This is a genomic window from Kitasatospora sp. NPDC002227 (assembly GCF_040296285.1).
GTDB lineage: Bacteria > Actinomycetota > Actinomycetes > Streptomycetales > Streptomycetaceae > Kitasatospora.
The window spans coordinates 16861-37457 of record NZ_JBEOWY010000019.1 but is presented as its reverse complement, the minus strand read 5'-3'; the positions used below and the strand labels follow the sequence as shown (position 1 = coordinate 37457).

General features: G+C 74.3%; 22 protein-coding genes. 13 read left to right on the top strand and 9 right to left on the bottom strand.

Going from position 1 to position 20597, the window contains the following annotated elements:
- Window positions 1-15: 15 nt before the first annotated feature.
- Window positions 16-2289 carry a methyltransferase, FxLD system gene (gene fxlM, locus ABT095_RS18980; protein WP_350530590.1) on the bottom strand — a complete coding sequence of 758 codons (2274 nt, stop codon included), beginning with the start codon at window positions 2287-2289 and terminating at the stop codon, window positions 16-18.
- Between the two features lie 154 nt (window positions 2290-2443).
- Here fxlM and ABT095_RS18975 point away from each other — a divergent pair, with 154 nt between their 5' ends.
- Window positions 2444-2992, top strand: a complete 549-nt coding sequence (locus ABT095_RS18975) for an NUDIX hydrolase (protein WP_350530589.1) — start codon at window positions 2444-2446, stop codon at window positions 2990-2992.
- Between the two features lie 4 nt (window positions 2993-2996).
- Here ABT095_RS18975 and ABT095_RS18970 read toward each other — a convergent pair whose 3' ends face one another.
- Window positions 2997-3911, bottom strand: coding sequence for a hypothetical protein (locus tag ABT095_RS18970; protein ID WP_350530588.1), 915 nt, complete (start codon window positions 3909-3911; stop codon window positions 2997-2999).
- 159 nt (window positions 3912-4070) lie between these two features.
- Here ABT095_RS18970 and ABT095_RS18965 point away from each other — a divergent pair, with 159 nt between their 5' ends.
- The 5 genes from ABT095_RS18965 (at window position 4071) to ABT095_RS18945 (ending at window position 7693) form a co-directional block, all read left to right on the top strand.
- Window positions 4071-4628, top strand: a complete 558-nt coding sequence (locus ABT095_RS18965; RefSeq protein ID WP_350530587.1) for a maltokinase N-terminal cap-like domain-containing protein — start codon at window positions 4071-4073, stop codon at window positions 4626-4628.
- A 97-nt stretch (window positions 4629-4725) separates the two neighbouring features.
- Window positions 4726-6024, top strand: coding sequence for a GNAT family N-acetyltransferase (locus ABT095_RS18960; protein WP_350530586.1), 1299 nt, complete (start codon window positions 4726-4728; stop codon window positions 6022-6024).
- A 113-nt stretch (window positions 6025-6137) separates the two neighbouring features.
- A complete protein-coding gene (locus tag ABT095_RS18955; protein ID WP_350530585.1) occupies window positions 6138-6893 on the top strand; it encodes an LmeA family phospholipid-binding protein in 756 nt (251 codons plus the stop codon).
- Window positions 6894-6999: 106 nt separating this feature from the next.
- Complete coding sequence (locus ABT095_RS18950) at window positions 7000-7191, top strand: YegP family protein (protein ID WP_350530584.1); 192 nt, start codon at window positions 7000-7002, stop codon at window positions 7189-7191.
- Window positions 7192-7318: 127 nt separating this feature from the next.
- Window positions 7319-7693 carry a DUF6188 family protein gene (locus ABT095_RS18945; protein WP_350530583.1) on the top strand — a complete coding sequence of 125 codons (375 nt, stop codon included), beginning with the start codon at window positions 7319-7321 and terminating at the stop codon, window positions 7691-7693.
- Between the two features lie 55 nt (window positions 7694-7748).
- On the opposite strand, the gene ABT095_RS18940 is transcribed toward ABT095_RS18945, so the two are convergent.
- Both ABT095_RS18940 and ABT095_RS18935 read right to left on the bottom strand, forming a co-directional pair.
- Window positions 7749-9122 carry an FAD-dependent oxidoreductase gene (locus ABT095_RS18940; RefSeq protein ID WP_350530582.1) on the bottom strand — a complete coding sequence of 458 codons (1374 nt, stop codon included), beginning with the start codon at window positions 9120-9122 and terminating at the stop codon, window positions 7749-7751.
- A gap of 159 nt (window positions 9123-9281) precedes the next feature.
- The gene (locus ABT095_RS18935) at window positions 9282-9689 is read right to left on the bottom strand and encodes a GNAT family N-acetyltransferase (protein ID WP_350530581.1); all 408 of its coding nucleotides are present in this window, start codon (window positions 9687-9689) and stop codon (window positions 9282-9284) included.
- A 495-nt stretch (window positions 9690-10184) separates the two neighbouring features.
- Here ABT095_RS18935 and ABT095_RS18930 point away from each other — a divergent pair, with 495 nt between their 5' ends.
- Complete coding sequence (locus tag ABT095_RS18930; RefSeq protein WP_350530580.1) at window positions 10185-12431, top strand: terpene synthase family protein; 2247 nt, start codon at window positions 10185-10187, stop codon at window positions 12429-12431.
- A gap of 17 nt (window positions 12432-12448) precedes the next feature.
- Here ABT095_RS18930 and ABT095_RS18925 read toward each other — a convergent pair whose 3' ends face one another.
- Entirely contained in the window at window positions 12449-13405 is a 957-nt protein-coding gene (locus ABT095_RS18925; RefSeq protein WP_350530579.1) for a helix-turn-helix domain-containing protein, read from the bottom strand.
- A gap of 71 nt (window positions 13406-13476) precedes the next feature.
- Between ABT095_RS18925 and ABT095_RS18920 the strand changes: the two genes are divergently transcribed.
- Window positions 13477-14709, top strand: a complete 1233-nt coding sequence (locus ABT095_RS18920) for an MFS transporter (protein WP_350530578.1) — start codon at window positions 13477-13479, stop codon at window positions 14707-14709.
- Here ABT095_RS18920 and ABT095_RS18915 read toward each other — a convergent pair.
- Entirely contained in the window at window positions 14658-15236 is a 579-nt protein-coding gene (locus ABT095_RS18915) for a TerD family protein (RefSeq protein ID WP_350530577.1), read from the bottom strand. The genes ABT095_RS18920 and ABT095_RS18915 overlap by 52 nt on opposite strands.
- Window positions 15237-15450: 214 nt before the next feature.
- Here ABT095_RS18915 and ABT095_RS18910 point away from each other — a divergent pair, with 214 nt between their 5' ends.
- On the top strand, window positions 15451-15879 hold the full coding sequence (locus ABT095_RS18910; protein ID WP_350530576.1) for a BlaI/MecI/CopY family transcriptional regulator: 429 nt from the start codon (window positions 15451-15453) through the stop codon (window positions 15877-15879).
- Between the two features lie 4 nt (window positions 15880-15883).
- Window positions 15884-16816, top strand: a complete 933-nt coding sequence (locus ABT095_RS18905; RefSeq protein WP_350530575.1) for a M56 family metallopeptidase — start codon at window positions 15884-15886, stop codon at window positions 16814-16816.
- A 184-nt stretch (window positions 16817-17000) separates the two neighbouring features.
- Here the strand turns inward: ABT095_RS18905 and ABT095_RS18900 are convergent, their stop codons facing one another.
- On the bottom strand, window positions 17001-17921 hold the full coding sequence (locus tag ABT095_RS18900; RefSeq protein ID WP_350530574.1) for a helix-turn-helix domain-containing protein: 921 nt from the start codon (window positions 17919-17921) through the stop codon (window positions 17001-17003).
- 97 nt (window positions 17922-18018) lie between these two features.
- Here ABT095_RS18900 and ABT095_RS18895 point away from each other — a divergent pair, with 97 nt between their 5' ends.
- On the top strand, window positions 18019-19077 hold the full coding sequence (locus ABT095_RS18895) for a saccharopine dehydrogenase NADP-binding domain-containing protein (RefSeq protein ID WP_350530573.1): 1059 nt from the start codon (window positions 18019-18021) through the stop codon (window positions 19075-19077).
- Here the strand turns inward: ABT095_RS18895 and ABT095_RS18890 are convergent.
- Complete coding sequence (locus tag ABT095_RS18890) at window positions 19025-19303, bottom strand: PASTA domain-containing protein (RefSeq protein WP_350530572.1); 279 nt, start codon at window positions 19301-19303, stop codon at window positions 19025-19027. The two genes, ABT095_RS18895 and ABT095_RS18890, sit on opposite strands and share 53 nt — an antisense overlap.
- 134 nt (window positions 19304-19437) lie before the next feature.
- On the opposite strand from ABT095_RS18890, the gene ABT095_RS18885 reads away from it, so the two are divergent.
- Entirely contained in the window at window positions 19438-19686 is a 249-nt protein-coding gene (locus tag ABT095_RS18885; RefSeq protein WP_350530571.1) for a hypothetical protein, read from the top strand.
- A gap of 7 nt (window positions 19687-19693) precedes the next feature.
- On the opposite strand, the gene ABT095_RS18880 is transcribed toward ABT095_RS18885, so the two are convergent.
- Entirely contained in the window at window positions 19694-20077 is a 384-nt protein-coding gene (locus ABT095_RS18880; RefSeq protein WP_350530570.1) for a VOC family protein, read from the bottom strand.
- A 64-nt stretch (window positions 20078-20141) separates the two neighbouring features.
- Here ABT095_RS18880 and ABT095_RS18875 point away from each other — a divergent pair, with 64 nt between their 5' ends.
- Window positions 20142-20576, top strand: coding sequence for a MarR family winged helix-turn-helix transcriptional regulator (locus ABT095_RS18875; RefSeq protein ID WP_350530569.1), 435 nt, complete (start codon window positions 20142-20144; stop codon window positions 20574-20576).
- Window positions 20577-20597: the final 21 nt, after the last annotated feature.

Genomic DNA, 20597 nt, shown 5'->3' with positions numbered 1-20597 from the left:
GAACAGCCGCCGTCGTCACGGCGCCGTGGGCCACGAGAAGACCAACCGGCTCGCCGGCTTGCTCACGACGTGCCCGCCCGTCCGGCCCGTGTCGGCGCCGTGCACGGCGAGACCGGGGTAGCCACGACCGCGTACGTGTCCGTCCCAGATGCGGACGGCGGCGGCCAGCCGCGCGGCGAGGCCGGCCCCCTCCTCCCCGAAGGCGTGCGCAACGAACTCCACCGACTGCGAGGGCGCACCGACCGGCACATGCGTGAGGTAGGCGAGCGAGCCGGAGCCGAGCACGGCAGCCGCGTCGGCGGCGGGCACGACGGCGGCGAACCCGGTGTCCGCCCTCCGTTCGAGCGCGAGCCGGCAGAAGCCGGGGACGGTGGTGGCCAGGTACAGCTGCAGCGTCTCGAACGACTCCTCGCGGGCGACCGTCACCCCGCTCCGGACCTCGAACCGCTCTCCCCGCAGCGCCGCCTCCAACACCACGGCATCCACGTCCAGTACCGCACCGTCCTCGAACCGCACCCGCAACTCCCCGTCTGCCAGCACGACTTCGGGAGCATCGCGGCCGAGCGCACCCCTGTCACGGATGAACCCGCAGTACGTCCAGTCCCGGGCGTGCAGGGCGTCACCACGCCGCTCGAAGGCGATCGCCCTGGTGTACCCGTGGATCTCCAGCGGCACCACCAGGTGCCCGCCCTCCGCGAGTTGGCCGATCCAGGCCGGAGCGATGTCCCAGGCGTTGTAGCTGACGAGGATCGCGTCGAACCCACCGCGCGGCACCAGCCCGGCCGGTGCACCGAGCGCGCCGTCACCCTGCACCGCCACCACCGCGCCGCTGCCGGCCTCCGCCGTGAACCGCCTGGTGCGGCGCACCACGTACGGATCGAGGTCGACGGTCACGACCCCGCCCGTCGGGCCGGCCAACTGCGCGGCCAGCGCGGCGTTGTAGCCACCCGAACCGACCTCCAGCACCCTGGCACCGGGGCGCAGCCGGGCGTTCTCGAGCATCCGCGCCTGCAGCCAGACGGCCGACACGGAGCTGGTCGCCCGCTGGTGTCCGTCGCGCCGGGTGATCACGGCCAGGTCGTGGTGGTAGGCCTCGGCGAGCCCGGCTTCGGGCACGAAGCGGTGACGCGGCACCGCGCCGAGCGCGGCCCGGACTTCGGCGCTGGGCGCCCAGCCGCCGTCGCTCACGGCCCGGACCATCTCCGCCCGGCGGCGTACCGCCTCCGGGCTCTCCCCCGGCACCGCGGGTGGCGGGGTGTCGTGCGGGTAGCGGGAGACGGGCGGCAGGCCGGGGACGACGCCGGGCCAGACGGTGTCCAGGGCCTGCGCGGCCGGGGCGAACACCGGGCCGAGGCTGCCCAGGCCGTGCAGCTCGTGCCACTCCCAGCGGGTGAACTTCTCCGGCTCCGCGGTGGTGACTTCGCCGGTGAAGCCGGTCACCCTGACCACCGCGGTGATCCGGGGTGTGCCCTGGGCCGCGTCGGTGAGCACGGCCACCACCACCGCACCGGTGGCCTGCAGCCCGGTCTCCTCGGCGAGTTCGCGCACGGCGGCCGCCTCCAACGGCTCCGCGCCGTCGAGCTTCCCGCCGGGCAGCTCCCACATGCCGCGGCCGGACCAGCCGAGCAGGACGCGCCCGTGCTCGTCGGTGACGACCGCCAGTGCCCCGGCGACGGCGTGGCCGGTGACCGCGAGGGCCCGCTCCGCCGCGACCGTCGCGGCGCCGGGCCCGCGCAGCACCAGTACCGCCAACTCGCCGACGGCGAACCGCCGCACGCTCGCCCAGCCACTGGTGAGCGCGGCGATCTCGTCCTCATCGAGCGCGATGTGCCGCTTCGCGGCGGGGGTGTGCTCGACCAGCGGGGTGATGACCAGCACGGTGCCGCCCGTGCGCAGCCGACGGCCGAGGGCGTGCAGCACCCGGGTGCGGTCCTGCACGAACGCCAGCGACAGCCGGAACACCACCAGATCGAACGGATCGCCGCCGAGCGGGGCGGGATCGTCCCGCTCCACGTCCAGGCGCAGCCACCGCACCCCGGCCTCGGCGTACTCCGCGCCGGCCCGCGCGAGAGCTCCCTCCGCCAGGTCGACGGCCGTCACCAGATACCCGGCAGCGGCCAGGTGCGCGGCCAACTCCCCGGTGCCGCAGCCGACCTCAACCGCCCGCCCGCCGCCCTCGGGCACCGGCGCGTGCTCGGCGATCAGCGCCCGCTCCTCCTCGCTCAGCGGGCTGAACGACAGCCCACCGGCGTAGTGCTGCTCCCACCGCTCGGCCGGGACGGTACGCATGGTCTGCCTCCAGTGGAAACGGTGCTCGGGCAGATCCTGCCAGACCTCCCGGCCTGCCCGGACCGCTGTCACTCGCTCCGGCCAACTCCTCGAACCTACAGACGAGTTAGTGGAACCAGGCGGTACTGTCAGTCCTGCTCGATAGCGTGCCGATATGATCCGTAGCCAGTTCGAGCAGCGCCCCCTTGATGCCGCCGCCGCTGATACCGCCGCCGCGGTGCTGGAGTTCGACCGGGCCCGGGCCTGGTTCCGTGCTGCGCTGGCCCGGCCCGTGCCGCCGTTGGGTGCCGAGGTGTGGGTCCTGGATCCGGCCCTGGAGCAGATCGTGCTGGTCAGGCACCCGGTACGCGGAATGGTCCCGCCGGGCGGCGAGGTCGAGCCCGGGGAGTGCCCGCGCGAGGGCGCCGCCCGGGAGCTGGCCGAGGAGACCGGGCTGCGGCCGCAGTTGCTCGAGCGGCCGGCCGCAGTGACGGTGCGGTCGTTCCTTCCCGGTCTGCCGGCGACCCTGTCGATCTCCTACGCGGCGATCGGCGACCCGGGAGCGCCGCTGACCGCGGAGCCCGGCCAGCCGGCGGCCTGGACGCGGCTGGACCAGGGCTGGGACAGCTGCTTCCCCGACGACGTGCTGCGCGTCCGGCAGTACGTGAGCCTCCTGAGAGCGGCGCGGACGCCGGTAGAACCCCGCTCCGACGCGACCTGCTGACCGTTCACGCGGGGCCGGGCGGAACCGCCCCCCGCCCGGCTCCGAGCGGCCCCCGGAACCCCACCCCGTGCCGGGTCCGCAGCCGCACGACCTCGATCACCGCCGTCACGGTCACCCCGACCGGCCCGGCGAGCAGCGCGACCAGTTCCGCCCCGTGCGGACCAGGTGCCTTCGTGTCGACCAGCGTGACGTGGCCGAGCAGCGTCAGCCACACCAGCGGCACCGCGACCAGTGGCCGCGCCAGCGGGTGCGCCCGCACCGCGAAGTTGTTCCGGTGCACCAGGTAGATCACACAGAGGTAGAAGGGCCCGAACCAGAGCATCACCACACCGGCCAACGTGGCGGCCAGCTCCGAGGACTGGTCCGCCGCCTCCACCATCCCGATGAACACCGCCACCGTGATCAGCCCCACCAGCAGCGGCCGGGCGACCGACCGCGCCACCAGCCCCCGCGTGCCCGGGTACGCCAACGCGATCAGCGGCACACACCCCAGCACCAGCGCGATCGGCCCGGTCAGCATCATCACGATGCCGTCCTCCCCGAACACCGCGCCGAGCAGGTCCTTCGAGGCCCAGGTGCCGGTCACCAACCGGACCAGGTGCAGCAGGATCCCCAGTCCCAGCAGCGCCCGCGGCGTCAACAGCCGCTCCACCACCGGGTCCACCGTCTCGGCGACCACCTCCGTCACGATCGGCCGCGCGTACGGATCGAACAGCCCGGCCCCGACCGTCTCCGTCACCCCGGACGCACTCACCCGCATCGACCGGTACGGCCCGTACACCACCCGCGCCAGCCGCCAGGGCAGCACCACGTCCAGCACCACCTGACGCGGCGTCCGCACCACCGGCGCCGCCACCCGCCGATACGGGGGCAGCGCATAAGCCGCCGCCAACTCGCCCCTCGACCGCGCCGCCGCCACAGCTCCCCCATCCCCGTGAACCCGACGGTAGGTTCCCAGCCCACCCCGGCCCGTGCAATCCGTTTCCGCTTCCCGCCGCCCGGCGCCCGCTCGCCGCTCCGCTATGTTGCTGACGACCCGTCGCAGGACGGGACCGGACCCACCCGTGAGGACTGCAGCATGGCCGCCATCCACCAGACCACCATGACCCCCACCAAGCTTGAGCTGATCACCGCCTGGCTGCCCCGGCAGGACTGGTACCAGGGCCACCCCGGCGAGCCCGAGCTGGCCAAGGCGGGCGGGTTCCGGCTGGACGACCCGGCGGGCGAGGTCGGGATCGAGATCATGGTGGTGGTGGACACCGCCGCGGCGGAGCCGGTGGCGTACCTGGTGCCGCTCGGCTACCGCGGCGAGCCGATCGAGGGCGCGGCACCCGAGGCCCTGCTCGGCACCTCCGAGCACGGTACGCTCGGCACCCGCTGGATCTACGACGGCGCCCACGACCCGGTGGTCCAGGCCCAGTTGCTCGCCCTGCTGCACGGCGAGGCGATCCCCCAGCACCAGGACGAGTCCGACACCCCCGACCTCACCGTCACCGTCCAGGGCACCCCCACCACCCCCACCGTCCACCTCAACCGCACCCTCCGCCCCACCACCCCCGCCGCCGCCACCCTCCACGCCAACTGGACCTGGCCCGGCGGCACCCCCGCCCACGGCACCTTCGCCACCGCCGACTGACGCCCACACCCCCTGGCCTGGACCGACCCGCACCAGGAGCCACCCCCGGGCCGGAAAACCGGTTGCCGAGGGCGGCGCCGGCGGGTGTGATACCCGGATGGCCACCGAGATCCGCCCGCCGCGACGGGACGAGATGCACGCGTACTACCGGGTCCTGCCTTACGCGAACGGGTTACCGCAGTGGGAGCCCGAGAACGCCGCCTGGCACGGCGGCCCCGAGCCCTGGCCCCCGCAGCGCGCCCCCGCGACGGCCCAGCAGCTGGAACTGTGGGCGCTGGACCACGAGAAGGACCCGTCCTTCCACCCCGTCGCGGCCTTCACCGACGGCGAGTGCGTGGGCGCCTCGGCCACCATCTCCTTCGAGGTGACCGTCCCCGGCGGAGCCGCCGTCCCGATGGCCGGTGTCACCTCCACCGCCGTGCTCGCCACCCACCGCCGGCGCGGCCACCTGCGGGGGATGATGCAGGCCATGTTCGACGCCGCGCTGCGCCGGGGCGAGCCGCTCGCGATGCTCAGCGCCAGCGAGGGCAGCATCTACGGCCGGTACGGCTACTCGCCGGCCACCCACCGCACCCGCTGGGAGCTGGACCGCCACCAGGCCGCCCTGCTGCCCGCCGCACCCGACCCCGGCTCGCTGGAGCTGATCCGCGCGGACGAGGCCAGGCGGCTCTGGCCCGCCCTGCACGCCCAGGTCCGGGCCCGCCGGGTCGGCGAACTCACTCCGCTGTCCGACCAGTGGGACGGGCTCTCGGACGGCGCCGAGGGCACCGGTGGCGCCTGGCGCCACCTGGTCCACCGCGACCGGCACGGCGCCGTGGACGGTCTGGCCCGGTTCCGCCTGCCGTGGTCCCCCACCGCCGCCGACGCGGGCACGCTCGTGGTCGAGGCCTTGGAGGCGACCGATCCGGCGGCCTACCGCGCCCTGTGGGCCCTGCTGCTCGACTTCGACCTCACCAAGCGCGTCGTCGCTCCCGCCCGCCCGCGCGACGAACCACTGCGCTGGCTGCTGGCCAACCCGCGCGCGATGCGCGTCACCCGCCAGTCGGACAACCTCTGGGCCCGCCTGCTCGACGTGCCCGCTGCCCTGGCCCGGCGCTCCTACGACTCCCCCGGCGAGCTGGCCATCGCCGTCGACGACGACCTCATGTGCCCGGCCAACAATGGCACTTGGCTGCTCCACGCAGCAGACGGCGCCGCCGCGAGCTGCACCGCCACCGACCGCCGGCCCGACCTCACCGTCACCACCGCGGCCCTCGGCTCGCTCTACTTCGGCGGCGCCTCCGCCCACGACCTGGCCTGGGCCGGCCGCGTCACCGCACACACCGAGGGGGCACTCGGGCAGCTGCACCGGATGTTCCGCACCGACCCCGAGCCGCACAACTCCTTCGGGTTCTAGCCCCGGCGCCGTTCCTGAGAATCTCTTGAAAGGCGTTGACCAGCCGCTTCTCCCCGGTGAGTCTGACGTGCAGACAGCTGTCCAGGTACTCACGAAGCTCCGGAGATCCCCAGATGACGCGCGCCCGAGGCTCCGCCGCCACCCGCCGCCGCTCCCGGACCGCAGCGGTGGCGGCCGCCGCGGCCATGGCCCTGCTGCTGACCACGGCCGGGGGCGCCGACCTGGCCCTGGAGCACGTCGCGCGGGGCCGGATCGCCGACCGCGTCGACTGCGTGCTGCACGCCCGGGGCGCGACGGCCGTCGCCCTGCCGGACACCCTGGCGGGTCTGGACGTGCTGACCGGCCGGGTCGGGACGGTGGACATCGACGCCCGGGACATCACCCAGCACGACACCCGGATGAACCTCCAGGTCCGGCTGCACGATGTCACCACCCGCGGCGCGACCAGCGGCGGCACGGCGACGGCGACCATCGCGCTGGACGAGCTCCGGCACCGGCTCCCCGCCACGGCGGGCACCGGCACCCTGGGCGCCCGCGACGGTGACCTCACCTTCACCACCACCGCCGGCGGGCTCGGCCTCCCCGTCACCGTCCGGGCCGGGGTGACCACCACGGACCACGCCCTGACCGTCACTCCGAAGGCCCTGGACCTGATGGGACGCGAGATCCCGGTCAGCGCCCTCGGGTCCGCGGCGCCCGCCGCGCTCGCCGACCGCCTCAAGCCGCAGACGATGCCGCTCCCGGACCTGCCCGCCGGGGCCGCCCTGGCCTCCGCCGGTGTCGGCCCCGACGGCCTGGCCCTGCACCTCTCCCTCGGCCCCGACGTCACCACCCGCTCCCCGGCGCCCCGGTCGGGGTGCGCCGCCTGACGGGGTGGCCGGGCCCGAAGCCCGGACGGGCCACCCCGCGTGCGAGGGCATCCGGCGCGGCTTACGGTGCGTCAGGAGGGGGTCCGGACGAAAGGTGTCGAAAATCATGGCAGGGAAGTTCGAGCTCTACACCGACGAGGCGGGCATGCACCGCTTCCGGCTGAAGGCCAGCAACGGCTCGGTCGTCTTCACGGGCGACCCGGAGGAGTCGAAGGAGATGTGCCTGAGGAGCATCGAGTCGATCAGGAAGCTCGCGCCGTACGCGCAGGTCCAGGAGGCCGCCGCGGCACCGGCGTAGCCCGGATCACCGCCCGAGGGGCGCGGTCGGAGGAGGTGCACCCCTCCCCACCGCGCCCTTCTCCGTGCGCCGCCTTCCGGCCGCCGCCCGGCGGCGGCAGAATGCGGATCAGCCCTCGGGAGGTGCCATGCCCCAGTCCCTCTCCACCACCCTGGCCGGCCGCCGGGTCGAGTCCGTCCGCTGTCCGGGCGCGCTCGCGCTCGGCCTCTCCGGCGAGCTGACCGTCACCGTCACCGGCGACTTCCGCCTCAGCGGCCCGCACGGCGTCGAGCACTTCTACCCCTCGCTCGCCGGCCGCCCCACCGGCGGCCTGCTCCGCCTGCCCGCCAGCACGGTCACCGCCGCCGGCACCACCCAGGCGGGTGCCCTGGTGCTCAGCCTGGACTGCGGCCTGACCCTCACCGTCCCCCCGGACGCCACCACCGCCCCCTGGACCGTCACCACCCCCGCCGGCCCCCTGTTCACCGCCCTCCCCGGCGGCTACTCCACCACACCCGGCTGAACCGGAACCCGCTCGCCCCCGGCCCCCGGCCGTCGGCCGGGGGCCGTAAACGGCGTCAGGCCGGGCCCTGGCCCACCAGCTGGGCGGCCTTGCGGGCGGCGACCAGGATCGGGTCCCAGACCGGGGAGAACGGCGGCGCGTACGCCAGGTCGAGCGAGATCATCTGACCGACCGTCATCCGGGCGGTGAGCGCCACCGCCGCGGTGTCGATCCGCTTGCCGGAGCCCGCGCCGCCGACGATCTGGACGCCGAGGAGGCGCCCGGTGCCCTCCTCGGCCAGCATCTTCACCGTCATCAGCTCGACCCCCGGGTAGTACCCGGCGATCGCGGTGGACCGGATCACGGCCGACTTGAAGGCCAGCCCGGCGGCCCGCGCCTCCTTCTCGTTGAGGCCGGTCCGCGAGATCTCCAGCCCGAAGACCTTGGTGATGGCCGTGCCGACGATGCCGGGGAAGGCCGCTTTGCCGCCGCCGATCGTGGTGCCCGCGACCAGGCCGTGCTTGTTGGCGTGGGTGCCGAGTGCGACGTACTGGTGGGTGCCGGAGACCAGGTTGAGCACCTCGACGCAGTCCCCGCCCGCCCAGACGTCCTCGGTGCCGACGACCCGCATGGTCTCGTCCGTGAGCAGCCCGCCGTGCTCGCCCAGCGCGAGACCGGCCGCCCGCGCCAGCGCAGTGCGCGGGCGCACGCCGAGACCGAGCACCACCAGCTCGGCCGGGTGCTCCCCGGCGGTGCTGCGCACGGCGCGCGGGCGGCCGCCGGCATCGAGCAGCACCTCCTGGGCCTCGGCCCCGGCGACCACGGTGATGCCGAGCTTCTCCATGCCCTCGCGCACCAGGGCGCCCATGTCGGGGTCGAGGGTGGGCATCGGCTCGGCGGCCCGGCTGACCAGGGTCACCTGGAGGCCGCGCAGCGCCATCGCCTCGGCCATCTCCAGGCCGATGTACCCGCCGCCGACCACCACGGCGTGCCGCTGCCCCGGGTCCAGCGAGTCGATCAGCGCCCCGCCTTCGTCGAGGTTCTGCACCCCGTGCACGTCCGGCGCGTCGAAGCCCGGCTGCGAGGGACGTATCGGTTCGGCGCCGGTGGCGATCACCAGGCGGTCGTAGCCGGTCCACTCCTCCGCGCCGGTGGCCAGCTCGCGGCTGCGCACCCGCTTGCCCGCCAGATCGATCTCGACCACCTCGGTGCCGGTGCGCAGGTCGATCCCGGCCGCCCGGTGCTGCTCGGGGGTGCGCGCGATCAGCGAGTCCCGCTCGGGCACCTCGCCGGCCACCCAGTACGGGATGCCGCAGGCCGAGTAGGAGGTGAAGCCGGTGCGCTCGAACGCGGTGATCCGCAGCTCCTCGGCGCCCCGCCGCTTCCGCGCCTGCGAGGCGGCCGACATCCCGGCCGCGTCGCCGCCGATGACCACCAGATGCTCCGTCATACCCCACCCACAACTCTCTTGTGCCCGTGCTGTCGCTCCCCATCATGGCCGCCGCCGTCCCCGAACCGGCCCTGCGCAGACCGACACTCCCGGCACCCCGTCAGCTCGGGGCGGCAGCACGGGGGTGCACGGACACCGTGCACCCCCGCGGGTGGCTGCTCACAGGTCGATCCGGTACTCCACCTCCGCCCCGGGCGGCGAGCAGCTGGTCGCGCCGATCCGGCGCAGCATCCGCACGGCCCGCCCGTTCACCGCCATCACCGAGGCGGTCAGCGCCCGCACGCCCTGCCTGCGCACGGATTCCAGCGCGTAGGAGGCGAGCGCGGTGCCCAGGCCCCGGGACTGCCAGGCGTCCTCGACCAGGACGGCCAGCTCGACCACGCCGTCCTCGTAGGTGTGCAGCACATTGGTCATCGCGATCACCCGGCGCGGCTCACCACCGGGGTGGGTGAGCAGGGTGAATCCCTTGTCACGGTCGCACAGCTCCTGCCAATCGTGGGCGGAGAACCTGGCGGTCGCGGCGAAATACCGTATGGTCCGGCTCTCGGCGGAGCACCTGGTGTGCATGCTGGCGACCGCCGAATAATCCTCCGTCTTGGCAATACGGGTGACCGTGACGGCGCCCGCCGGAAGTTTCGTCAGCCGGGGAACATGAATTCTCGAACCGTGTGTGCGCCGTGGCGCCGCTTCATTCATGGGGCCCGACCATATCGACGGCCGCGCAGGCCGGGCAACCTCTTCCGGCCATTTCTCCGATATCCGCGCAGCATTACCGGGGCGGCGTATTCATGACCTAGTCCTACCCGATTTACTCCATCCGGCCCAGAATTCCACCGAATGCCATCTCGAATACCGAGATTCGCCACGACGCGCCACCGTCCGCCACCTCGCGCCACGGAACGCCACCCCGAAACTGCCCCGCCGACCCCCAAACCCGACCTACCCCATCGTTCACCCGATCGGGCGAAGGTGCGGCTCCTCGGGCTCACCCGTACTACTGTCGCCCTACTCTGAGCGGCGGCCATCGTCAACGCCGGAAAGCGTCGGAAAGGCACCCCGCAGATGCCCCAGCCGTTCACCCTCCCCGCCTTCTACATGCCGTATCCCGCGCGGCTCAATCCACACCTCGAAGCGGCCCGCACGCACTCCAAGGCCTGGGCCCGCACCATGGGGATGATCGAGGGCTCGAACATCTGGGACGAACAGGATTTCGACTCCCACGACTACGCCCTGCTCTGCGCCTACACCCACCCGGACTGCGACGCCGCCGAGCTCGCGCTCATCACCGACTGGTACGTGTGGGTGTTCTTCTTCGACGACCACTTCCTCGACATCTTCAAGCGCACCCGCGACACCGCCGGCGCCAAGGAGTACCTCGACCGCCTGCCCGCCTTCATGCCCGCCCGCGCGGGCACGCCCGTCCCGGAAGCCACCAACCCGGTCGAGCAGGGCCTGGCCGACCTCTGGGCGCGCACCGTGCCGGGGATGTCCGAGGGCTGGCTGGCCCGGTTCGCCGAGAGCACCAAGCACCTGCTGGACGAGTCGCTCTGGGAGCTGGCGAACATCGACGCCGGGCGGGTGGCCAACCCGGTCGAGTACATCGAGATGCGGCGCAAGGTCGGCGGCGCGCCCTGGTCCGCGGGGCTGGTGGAGCACGCCGTCGGCGCCGAGGTGCCCGCCTCGGTGGCGGGCAGCCGCCCGCTGCGGGTGCTCCGCGACACCTTCTCCGACGCCGTCCACCTGCGCAACGACATCTTCTCCTACGAGCGCGAGATCCAGGACGAGGGCGAACTCTCCAACGGCATCCTGGTCCTGGAGCGGTTCCTCGGCTGCTCCACCCAGGAGGCCGCCGAGGCCGTCAACGACCTGCTCACCTCGCGGCTGCAGCAGTTCGAGCACACCACGCTCACCGAGCTGGCCCCGCTCTTCCAGGAGACCGCCCTCGACCCGGCGGGCTGCGCCGCCGTGCTCGCCTACGCCAAGGGGCTGCAGGACTGGCAGTCCGGCGGCCACGAATGGCACCTGCGCTCCAGCCGCTACATGAACGAGGAGGCCCGCACCGACGACCCCGTCCTCGACGGCGCCACCGCGATGCTCGGCACCTCGGGGCTCGGCACCTCCGCCGTCCGGCTGTTCAACTCGGTCGCAGCCTCTCTCCCCAAGCGGGCCCGCAGCTTCACCCACGTGCCCTTCGAGCCGACCGGCCCGCTCGAACTCCCGGCCTTCCGGATGCCGTTCGAGCTCCGGCTCAGCCCCCACCTGGCCACCGCCCGCGAGCACTGCGCGGACTGGTGCGAGCGGATGGGGTACTTCGCCCCCGTCCCCGGCGTCGCCGGGCCGGGCCTGTGGTCCGAGCGGAGCATGCGCGGCTTCGACCTCCCGCTCTGTGCGGCCGGGATCGACCCGGACGCCACCGCCGAGGAGCTCGATCTCGCCTCCGACTGGCTGGCCTGGGGCACCTACGCGGACGACTACTACCCGGCGGTCTTCGGCCGCACCCTCAACTACGCCGCCGCCAAGGCCTGCACCGAGCGGCTCTCCCAGCTGATGCCGGTCGAGCCGGAGAGCCCGACGATCACCCCGGCCGGCCCGCTCGAACTCAGCCTCGCCGACCTCTGGGCCCGCACCGCCGGCCCGCTCACCCCGGCCGGCCGTGCCCGCTTCCGGGCCGCCGTCGACGCCATGACGGCCAGCTGGCTCTGGGAGCTCGCCAACCAGCACCTCAACCGCATCCCCGACCCGGTCGACTACATCGAGATGCGCCGCAGCACCTTCGGCTCCGACCTGACCATCGGCCTCGCCCAGCTCCGGGCCGCCCGGGCCGTGCCGGACGAGGTCTTCGCGCTGCGCCCGGTGCAGGCCCTGGAGAAGGCCGCCTCGGACTACGGCTGCCTGGTCAACGACCTGTTCTCGTACCAGAAGGAGATCCAGTACGAGGGCGAGCTGCACAACGCCGTCCTGGTCGTCCAGAATTTCTTCGACTGCGGCCGCGCCGAGGCGCGCGACATCGTGGTCGACCTGCTGGAGTCGCGGCTGCGCGAGTTCGAGCACCTGGTCGGCGTCTCGCTGCCCGCGATGTACCAGGACTTCGACCTCCCCCAGGAGACCAGGCAGGCCGTCGACCGGCACGCCGCCGAACTCCAGGACTGGATGGCCGCTGTGCTCAACTGGCACCAGCAGGTGCGCCGTTACGACGAGGAGACCCTCGCCGGGCAGCACCAGGCCGCCCCCGCCGTGCCACTCACCGCCCTGCTCACCGGCCCCTCGGGCCTGGGCACCAGCGGCGCCCGGGTGGCCGTCGCGGGCTGATCACGCGGTGGGGGCCGTCAGCCGGCGGCCCCCACCAACTGCTCGCCCAGCTCCGTCCGGTAGTAGTACACCGAGGCGCCCGAGCGCCGCCGCGCCACCAGCCGCGCGTCGAGCAGCACCCGCAGGTGGTCCCCGACCGTCCCGATCCCCAGGCCGGTGATCGCCGCCAACTGGCTGGTGCTGCGCGGCGGTTCGAGCCTGGCCAGCAGATCGGCCCGGCTGGTGCCGAGCAGCCGCCCGAGCGCCGCCGGGGCCCGCACCCCGGGCTCGGCCAGCAGCCCGGCGGCCGGGTAGATCACGGCGTAGCGCTCCGGCAGGTCCCAGGCCACCCAGCCCCGCCGGGCACTGCTCGGCACGAAGACCAGCTCGGCCCCGGCCAAGTCACGCGCGGGCCGGTCCGAGGCGTTGATCCGCAGCCGCCCGTCCCCCAGCCAGCGCATCTGCGGCACCAGTTCCGTCACCGCCTCCGCCCAGCCCTGCCGGGCCAGTCGGCTGATCCGGCTCACCACATCGGCCTCGAAGATCCGCGAGCGCCGCTCCCACTCCGGTTCGACCGTCCGCTCCCAGGTCCAGGCCAGCAGATCGCCGATCCGGTCCACCACGTCCGGCCGGTCCAGCTCCCTCGGCACCTCACCCCAGCAGGCGTGGTCGATCTCGGCGCGCGCCCGGGCGTACGAGGTGGTCCGCAGCCGGGCCAGCTCCGCCGCGAAGCCCTCCTCCCCCGGCCGGGGCGGCATCCCGACGAAGTCGGGCATCCACCGGGTGCGCAGCACCGAGCCGACCCAGGCCCGCGCCACCGAGTCCTCCGCCAGCCGCTCCCGGTATGCCGCCCGGTGCCGGTCCAGCCACGGGCGCTGCCAGGGCTCGGGCCGCTCGTCGCTCAGCACGCCGAGCGCCGCCACCGTCTCGATCAGCGGCGACAGCACGAACCGGCTGCCCGCCAGGACGTCCGCATCGACCAGCCAGACCCCCACGCCCACCCCTACCTTTCGTCCCTGACCGAAACTCTAGGGCCTGCCACCACCCCGGCCGCACACTCACCGCCATGCGCACGTACCGATCGCTCTTCCAAGTCCCCGAGTTCACAGCCCTGTTCGCCACCGTCACCTGCCTGGTCGCGGGCGGCACCATGACCGGTCTGGCCCTGGCCACCCTGGTCTTCGACCGCACCGGCTCGGCCCTGCTGGCCGCCGTCTCGATGTACGGCGCCTCCTTCGCCCAGGTGCTCGGGGCCACCACCCTGCTCTCGCTCGGCGACCACCTGCCGCCCCGCCGGGCCACCGTCGGCCTCGCCCTGGTCTTCACCGCCGCCGCCCTGGTGCTCGCCCTGCCCGGGGTGGGTACCGGCCCGGCGCTCGCCGTGGTGCTGGCCGTCGGCCTGGTCAACTCGGTCGGCGGCGCGGTGCGTTGGGGGCTGGTGACGGACATCCTGCCGCCGGAGGGGTACCTGCTCGGCCGCTCGGTGCTGAGCATGACCAGCGGCGTGGTGCAGATCCTCGGCAACGGCCTGGGCGCCGCCCTGATCGGGCTCCTCTCGCCCCGGGCCGCCCTGCTGCTCAGCGCCGCCCTGTACGCCACCGGCGCGGCGGTGGCCCGCTTCGGCCTGCGCCGGCGCCCGGCCCGGGCCACCGGCCGCCCCTCGGTGGCGGCCACCTGGCGGGTCAACCGGCAGCTGCTCGCCGACCCGGCCGTCCGCGCGGTCTACCTGGCGCTCTGGGTGCCGAACGGCCTGATCGTGGGCGCGCAGGCGCTGTTCGTGCCGTACGCGGGCGGCTCGGCGGGCACCCTCTTCATGGCGGAGGCCGCCGGGATGCTGCTCGGCGACACCCTGATGGGCCGTTTCGTCCCCCGGCACTGGCGCCGGACCCTGCTGACGCTCGCTCCGCTCCTGCTCGCCGTCCCCTACCTGGCCTTCGCCCTCGGCATCGGCCTCGGCACGGCGCTGCCACTGGTCGGCGTGGCCTCGGCCGGATTCAGCGTCAGCCTGCTGCTCCAGGAGCGCCTCCTGGCCCTCACCCCGGACGCCGTCCGCGGGCAGGCGCTCGGCCTGCACTCCTCGGGCATGCTCACCTGCCAGGCGCTGGCCGCCACCGCCGCCGGGGCCCTGGCGGGCCCGCTGACCACCACCGGGGCGATGGCCCTGATGGCCGTGCTCTCCGTCACGGTCACCCTCGCCCTGGCGCGGCGCCTGCGCACTCCCCTCCCGCAGGCGCCGTCAGCGGCGGCTCAGACGTTGACGCCGAAGTCCAGCGCGATGCCGCGCAGCCCCGAGGCGTAACCCTGGCCCACGGCACGGAACTTCCACTCCGAGCCGTAGCGGTAGAGCTCGCCGAACAGCATGGCCGTCTCGGTGGAGGCGTCCTCGGTGAGGTCGTAGCGGGCCAGCTCGCGGCCGTCGGCCCGGTTCACCACGCGGATGTAGGCGTTGCGGACCTGGCCGAAGGTCTGGCCCCGGGTGTCGGCCTCGTAGATCGAGACCGGGAAGACGATCTTCGCGACCTCGGCCGGCACCAGCGACAGGTCGACGTTGATGGTCTCGTCATCGTCGTCGCCGGTGCCGCCGGCGAGCTCGTCACCGGTGTGCTGGACGGACCCGTCCGGGCTGGAGAGGTTGTTGAAGAAGACGAAGTGCTGGTCGGAGATGACCTTGCCGGTCGGGCCGCAGAGCAGCGCGCTGGCGTCCAGGTCGTAGTCCGCGCCCGTGGTGGTACGGGCCTGCCAGCCCAGGCCCACCGAGACAGCCGTCAGCCCCGGCGCCTCCTTGGTGAGCGAGACGTTGCCGCCCTTGGCCAGTGTGACTCCCACGGTCCCCTCCCGGGTGTTCCCGGCACCCCGGCCCACCTGGGGCCCGGCGCCCTTTCTGACGGAATCTGAAATCTACAGCACTGTAGAGACATCACTGTAGAGACATGACGCGACGCCCCTGCCCCGAGGGCCTGTCCGGTGCCTCCGTTCACCCCTCGGTAGGATGCCCCGAGGCCCGTGCGGGCCGCCGTCGAGCGAGAGGGAGAGCCTGACCGTGGGAGAGGACAGGACCGCCCCCGCCACCGCCCGGCACCAGCGGGCCCGCCGCCGCGGGCAGGGCGAGCTCGAGGCCCAGGTGCTCGGCGCGCTGCGGCTGGCCCCGGGCGCCGCGACGGCCGGCTGGGTCCAGCAGCACCTCGGCGACGACCTGGCCTACACCACCGTGGTCACCATCCTCTCCCGCCTGCACACCAAGGGCGCCGTCTCCCGCAGCCGTTCGGGCCGCTCCTACGTCTGGCAGGCCGCCGCCGACGAAGCCGGGCTGGCCGCGCTGCGGATGCGCCGGGTGCTCGACAGCGAGCACGACCGAGGCGCGGTGCTCGCGAGCTTCGTCTCCACCCTGCTCCCGCGCGACGAAGAGCTCCTGCGCGCCCTGCTCGCCGAGGCCGACCGCGCCCCGGAAGAGTCCGGACGCCAGGGCTGAGGCGATGGGCGTCTTCGTCTTCCTCCCGCTCGTCCTGCCCCTGACGGCGCTTCCGATCGCCCGCCTGGCCGGCCAGTACCTGCACCCCCGCGCCGCCACCCGGCTGCTCACCGCCACCGCCACCGCCCTCGCCACCTGCAGCACCCTGTGCCTGGCCCTGCTGATGGTGGTCGGCACCGCCCAGCTGCCCGGCAACCCGCTGCCCGACGGCTGGTCGGACCCGGAGGTACGGGCCGTCGTCCCGTACGCCGAGGTCTCCGGCACGGTGGCCATCGCCGCCCTGGTCGCGGTGCTGCTCAGCTGCGCGCTGACCCTGGCCCGGCACTACCGGGTCCGTCACCGGGCCCGCCGTGCCCTGGCCGGCCTGCCGGCCGAACCGGCGCTGGCGGTGCTGCCCGACCCCGAGCCGTACGCCTACGCGCTGCCCGGCGCACCCGGGCGCGTGGTGGTCTCCACCGGCATGCTCGACTGCCTCGAGGGCGCCGAACGCCGTGCCCTGATCGCCCACGAGCAGGCCCACCTGACGGGCCGCCACCACCGCTACCTGCTCGCCGTCCAGCTCGCGGCCAGCCTCAACCCCTTCCTGCGCCCGCTGCGCGAGGCCGTCGCCTACGCCACCGAACGCTGGGCCGACGAGGACGCCGCCCAAGCGGTCGGCGACCGCCGCCTGACCGCCCGCGCCGTCGGCAAGGCCGCCCTGCACACCCACCACAACCCCCACCCCGGCCTGGCCGCCTTCACCACCGCCGGCCCGGTCCCCCGCCGGGTAGCCGCCCTCCTCGCCCCCGTCCCCCCGTCCCACCGCTGGCCCCCGGCCCACACCCCCGCCGGCCTCGCCGCCCTGATCGCCGCCGCCGGCACCGCCGCCTCCGCCGCCTCCGCCACCAACGCCGCCGTAGCCCTCCTCCTGGTCCTCAAGGCCGCCACCCCCCTCTGAGCCCACTCACCCCCAGGGCCCACTTGCACTACCCAGGGGCGCGAGGAACCGCGCTAATACGGAAGAAGCCGACCGAGTCGACTATCCGCATGAGCCAGTTGCACTGTCCAAGGGGCGCGAGGAACCGCGCGACTGCGGAAGGAACCGGCCCGTCACCTCCCGCCCCGCGCAGTTCCCCGCGCCCCTAGGCATCGCTACGCGCCCGGAAGGTCCGCCGGTAGGTGTCCGGCGGCACCCCGACCACCCGGTGGAAATGCCGCCGCAGCGTCGCCCCCGTGCCCGTCCCGGTCGCCGCCGCCACCTGCTCGACACCGAGGTCCGTGGTCTCCAGCAGTTCCTGCGCCCGCCGGATCCGCTGCGCCAGCAGCCACTGCAGCGGTGTGGTCCCCGTCGCCGCCCGGAACTGCCGCGACAGGTGCCTGGGGCTCAGCCCTGCCTGCCGGGCCAGGTCGGTGACGGTGAGCGGCTGGTCGAGCCGCGCCATCACCCACGGCAGCAGCCCGCCCATCGGCCGCAGGTCCACCTCCGGCACCGGCGTGCTGACGTACTGCGCCTGCCCGCCGTCCCGGTGCGGCGGCACCACCAGCCGCCGCGCCAGCCGGTTCGCCTCCGCCGAGCCGTGGTCCCGCCGCACCAGGTGCAGGCACAGGTCCATCGCGGCGGCCTTCCCGGCCGAGGTGAGCACAGTGCCCTCGTCCACGTACAGCACGTCCGGGTCCACCGTCACCGCCGGGTACCGCTCGGCCAGTACGTCGGTGTGCGCCCAGTGTGTCGTCGCCCGCCGCCCGTCGAGCAGCCCGGCTGCTGCCAGCACGAAGGCCCCGGTGCAGAGCGAGGCCACCCGCGCCCCGGCCTCGTGCGCCGCCCGCACCGCCGCCACCAGCTCCTGCGGCGGCGGAGCATCCACATCGGCCCATCCGGGCACGATCACCGTCCCGGCCCGCAGCAGCCCGTCGAGGCCATCCTCCGGCTCCAGCCGGAACCGCCCGACCCGCACCGGCCCCGCCCCGCACACCACCAGGCGCTCGCCGAACACCTCGGCCGCCAGCGAGAGCTCGAAGTGCAACATCCCGTCCGTCACAACCAACGCCACGTCAGCAGCCATGTCCCGAATTGTACGGACCACGGCGTTCCGGCCACTCGTCCGGCCCGCCCGACCGCGCCAGGATGATCTCCACACCCCACTCCGAAGGAGACACCCCATGGCATTCGTCACCGTCTACGGCGCCTACGGCCACACCGGACGCTTCGTCGTGACGGAGCTCCGGCGGCGCGGCCACACCCCGCTGCTCTCCGGCCGCGACGCCGCCCGCCTCGCCGAACTGGCCGCCGAAACCGGCCTGACGGCCCGTCCGGCCCCCGTCGAGGACTCCGCCGCGCTCGACCACGCCCTGTCCGGCGCCGCCGCCGTGATCAACTGCGCCGGGCCCTTCGCCACCACGGCCGCGCCGGTCGTCGAGGCCGCCCTGCGCGCGGGCGTCCCGTACCTGGACGTGGCCGCCGAGATCGAGGCCAACCACGACACCTTCACCGGCTTCGCCGAGCGCGCCGAGGCCGCGCAGGCGGTCGTCCTCCCGGCCATGGCCTTCTTCGGCGGTCTGGGCGACCTGCTCGCCACCGCCGTGCTCGGCGGCCGCACCAGCGCCGACGAGGTCCACGTCGCCTACAGCCTCAGCAGCTGGCACCCCACCGGCGGCACCCGCTCGGCCGGGGCCGTCTCCCGCTCCCGCCGCGACGGCCGCCGGGTCCGCTTCACCGACGGGCGACTGGAGTACCGCACCGACAGCGCCCCGACGCTGACCTGGCCCTTCCCCACGCCGGTCGGCCCTCGCGAGGTGGTCGCCGAGTTCACCATGGCGGACGTGATCACCGTCCCCAGCCACCTCGCCACCCCCGAGGTCCGCACCTACATGACGGTAGAGGCGGCCCAGCAGGTGGTCTCCCCGGACACCCCGGCCCCGGCCGCCACCGACGCGGACGGCCGCTCCGACCAGACCTTCCTGGTCGACGTCCTGGTCCGCACCGGCGCCGAGGAGCTCCGCGCCACCGCCACCGGCCGGGACATCTACGCCGTCACCGCACCCCTGGCGGTCACCGCCCTCGACCACCTCCTCAGCGGCCGCGCCAACCCCGTCCACGGCGTGGTCGCCCCGGGCCGGCTCTTCGACGCCGCCGCCTTCCTCCGCGACCTCGCCCCGCACCTGACGGTCACTCTGCCCGCGGGCTCTCCTCGCCGGCCGGCCGCCCTTCCCGGAAGCTGATCACGACCGAGCCCCGGCGCCGCATCCGGGTGCCCGGCGCGGGGCGCTGCGCGGTGACCACCCACTCCCCCGGCCAGGTGAGCGCGCGCAGCGGCGGGCCGTCCGGGTCCTCGGCCGCGAGCACCACGCCCGCCTCCCCGGCGACCTGCCGCGCCCGCGGCATGGCCAGCCCGACCACGTCCGGCACCGTCACTTCGTCGGCCGTGCTCGGCCCCATCCACACCATCGCGCCCTCCCGCATCCCGCTGCTCCCGGTACGGAGGAGAGGCTGCCCCGCCCGGCGCGGCCCATGCCGTCCGGCGGGTCCGGAGCGGCACCGCCCGGCCAACCGGCCTCTACAAGCCTGTAGAGTCGTCCGGCGTGACCAGCCCGCAGCCGATACCCGCCGCCCAGCCGAGCCCGCCCGACGGCGAGGTCCGCCGGGTGTACCAACCGGTCGAGGTGCACCACGACGACGGCAGCTGGCAGTTGGGCCGGATCAACGCCTGGTGGCAGGCCCCGGACGGCCGCCGCTGGTGCCGGCTGCGGATCCCGCGCAGCGGCCAGGCCCCGCACTGGGTCAGTTTCGACCCCACCCGCCTCCACCTGCTGCAGTCCGAGGGCACCTGACGCGGTCTCAGTACGCCTGCAGCTCCCAGAGGTTCCCCTCCGGGTCACGCAGGTGCGCCGTACGCATGGTCGGCCCCCACTCCGGCCGGTCCACCGGCGCCGCCACCGGCCGGCCGCCGTGCCGCAGGCACAGCTCGTACCCGGCGTCCACGTCGGCCACCCGGCTGACCAGCATCGCGCCACCGCCCTGCCCCGCCTCGGCCGCGAAGGCCGCCGCCGCCCGGTCGAACAGGGCCAGCACGCCCTGCCCCGCCACATCCCAGCTCGCGTACGGCCCCTGCGCCGCGCCCCGCGTCCGCACCGCCCCGAGCAGCTCGGGCAGCACGGTGTCGTAGAACCGGAACATCTCCTCGAAACCCGCCACCAGCAGGCGCGGGTGCAGTGCGTCCATCTCGGCCGACCCCCAGAAATCAATAGGTGCTGACCAACCATTGGTCGGCACCTACAATAACCAGGTGACCACGCCCCCGCCCAGCCTCACCACCCTGACCACCTACCTGCTCTCCCGTACCGGCAAGTCGGCCCGCACCCGGTTCACCGCCCGCCTGGCCGACCGCGGCCTGCGGCTGTGGCACATGGCTGTGCTCGCCGCCCTCGCCGACTTCGGCCCGCACTCCCAGCGCGAACTCGCCGAACGCCTGGCGATCGACCCCAGCGACATCGTCAAGATCCTCGACGAGCTGGGCACCGGCGGCCACGTCGAGCGCGCCCGCGACACCACCGACCGCCGCCGCTTCAGCGTCTCCCTCACCGACCCCGGCCGCGCCCTGCTCGCCACCCTCACCGCCGAGGCCGAGCAGGTCCAGGAGCAGGTCCTCGCCCCGCTCTCGCCCACCGAGCGCGCCCAGCTCCACACCCTGCTCGCCCGGCTGCACCCCTTCGCCGACTAGCCGCATCCAGATCGCCTGGAT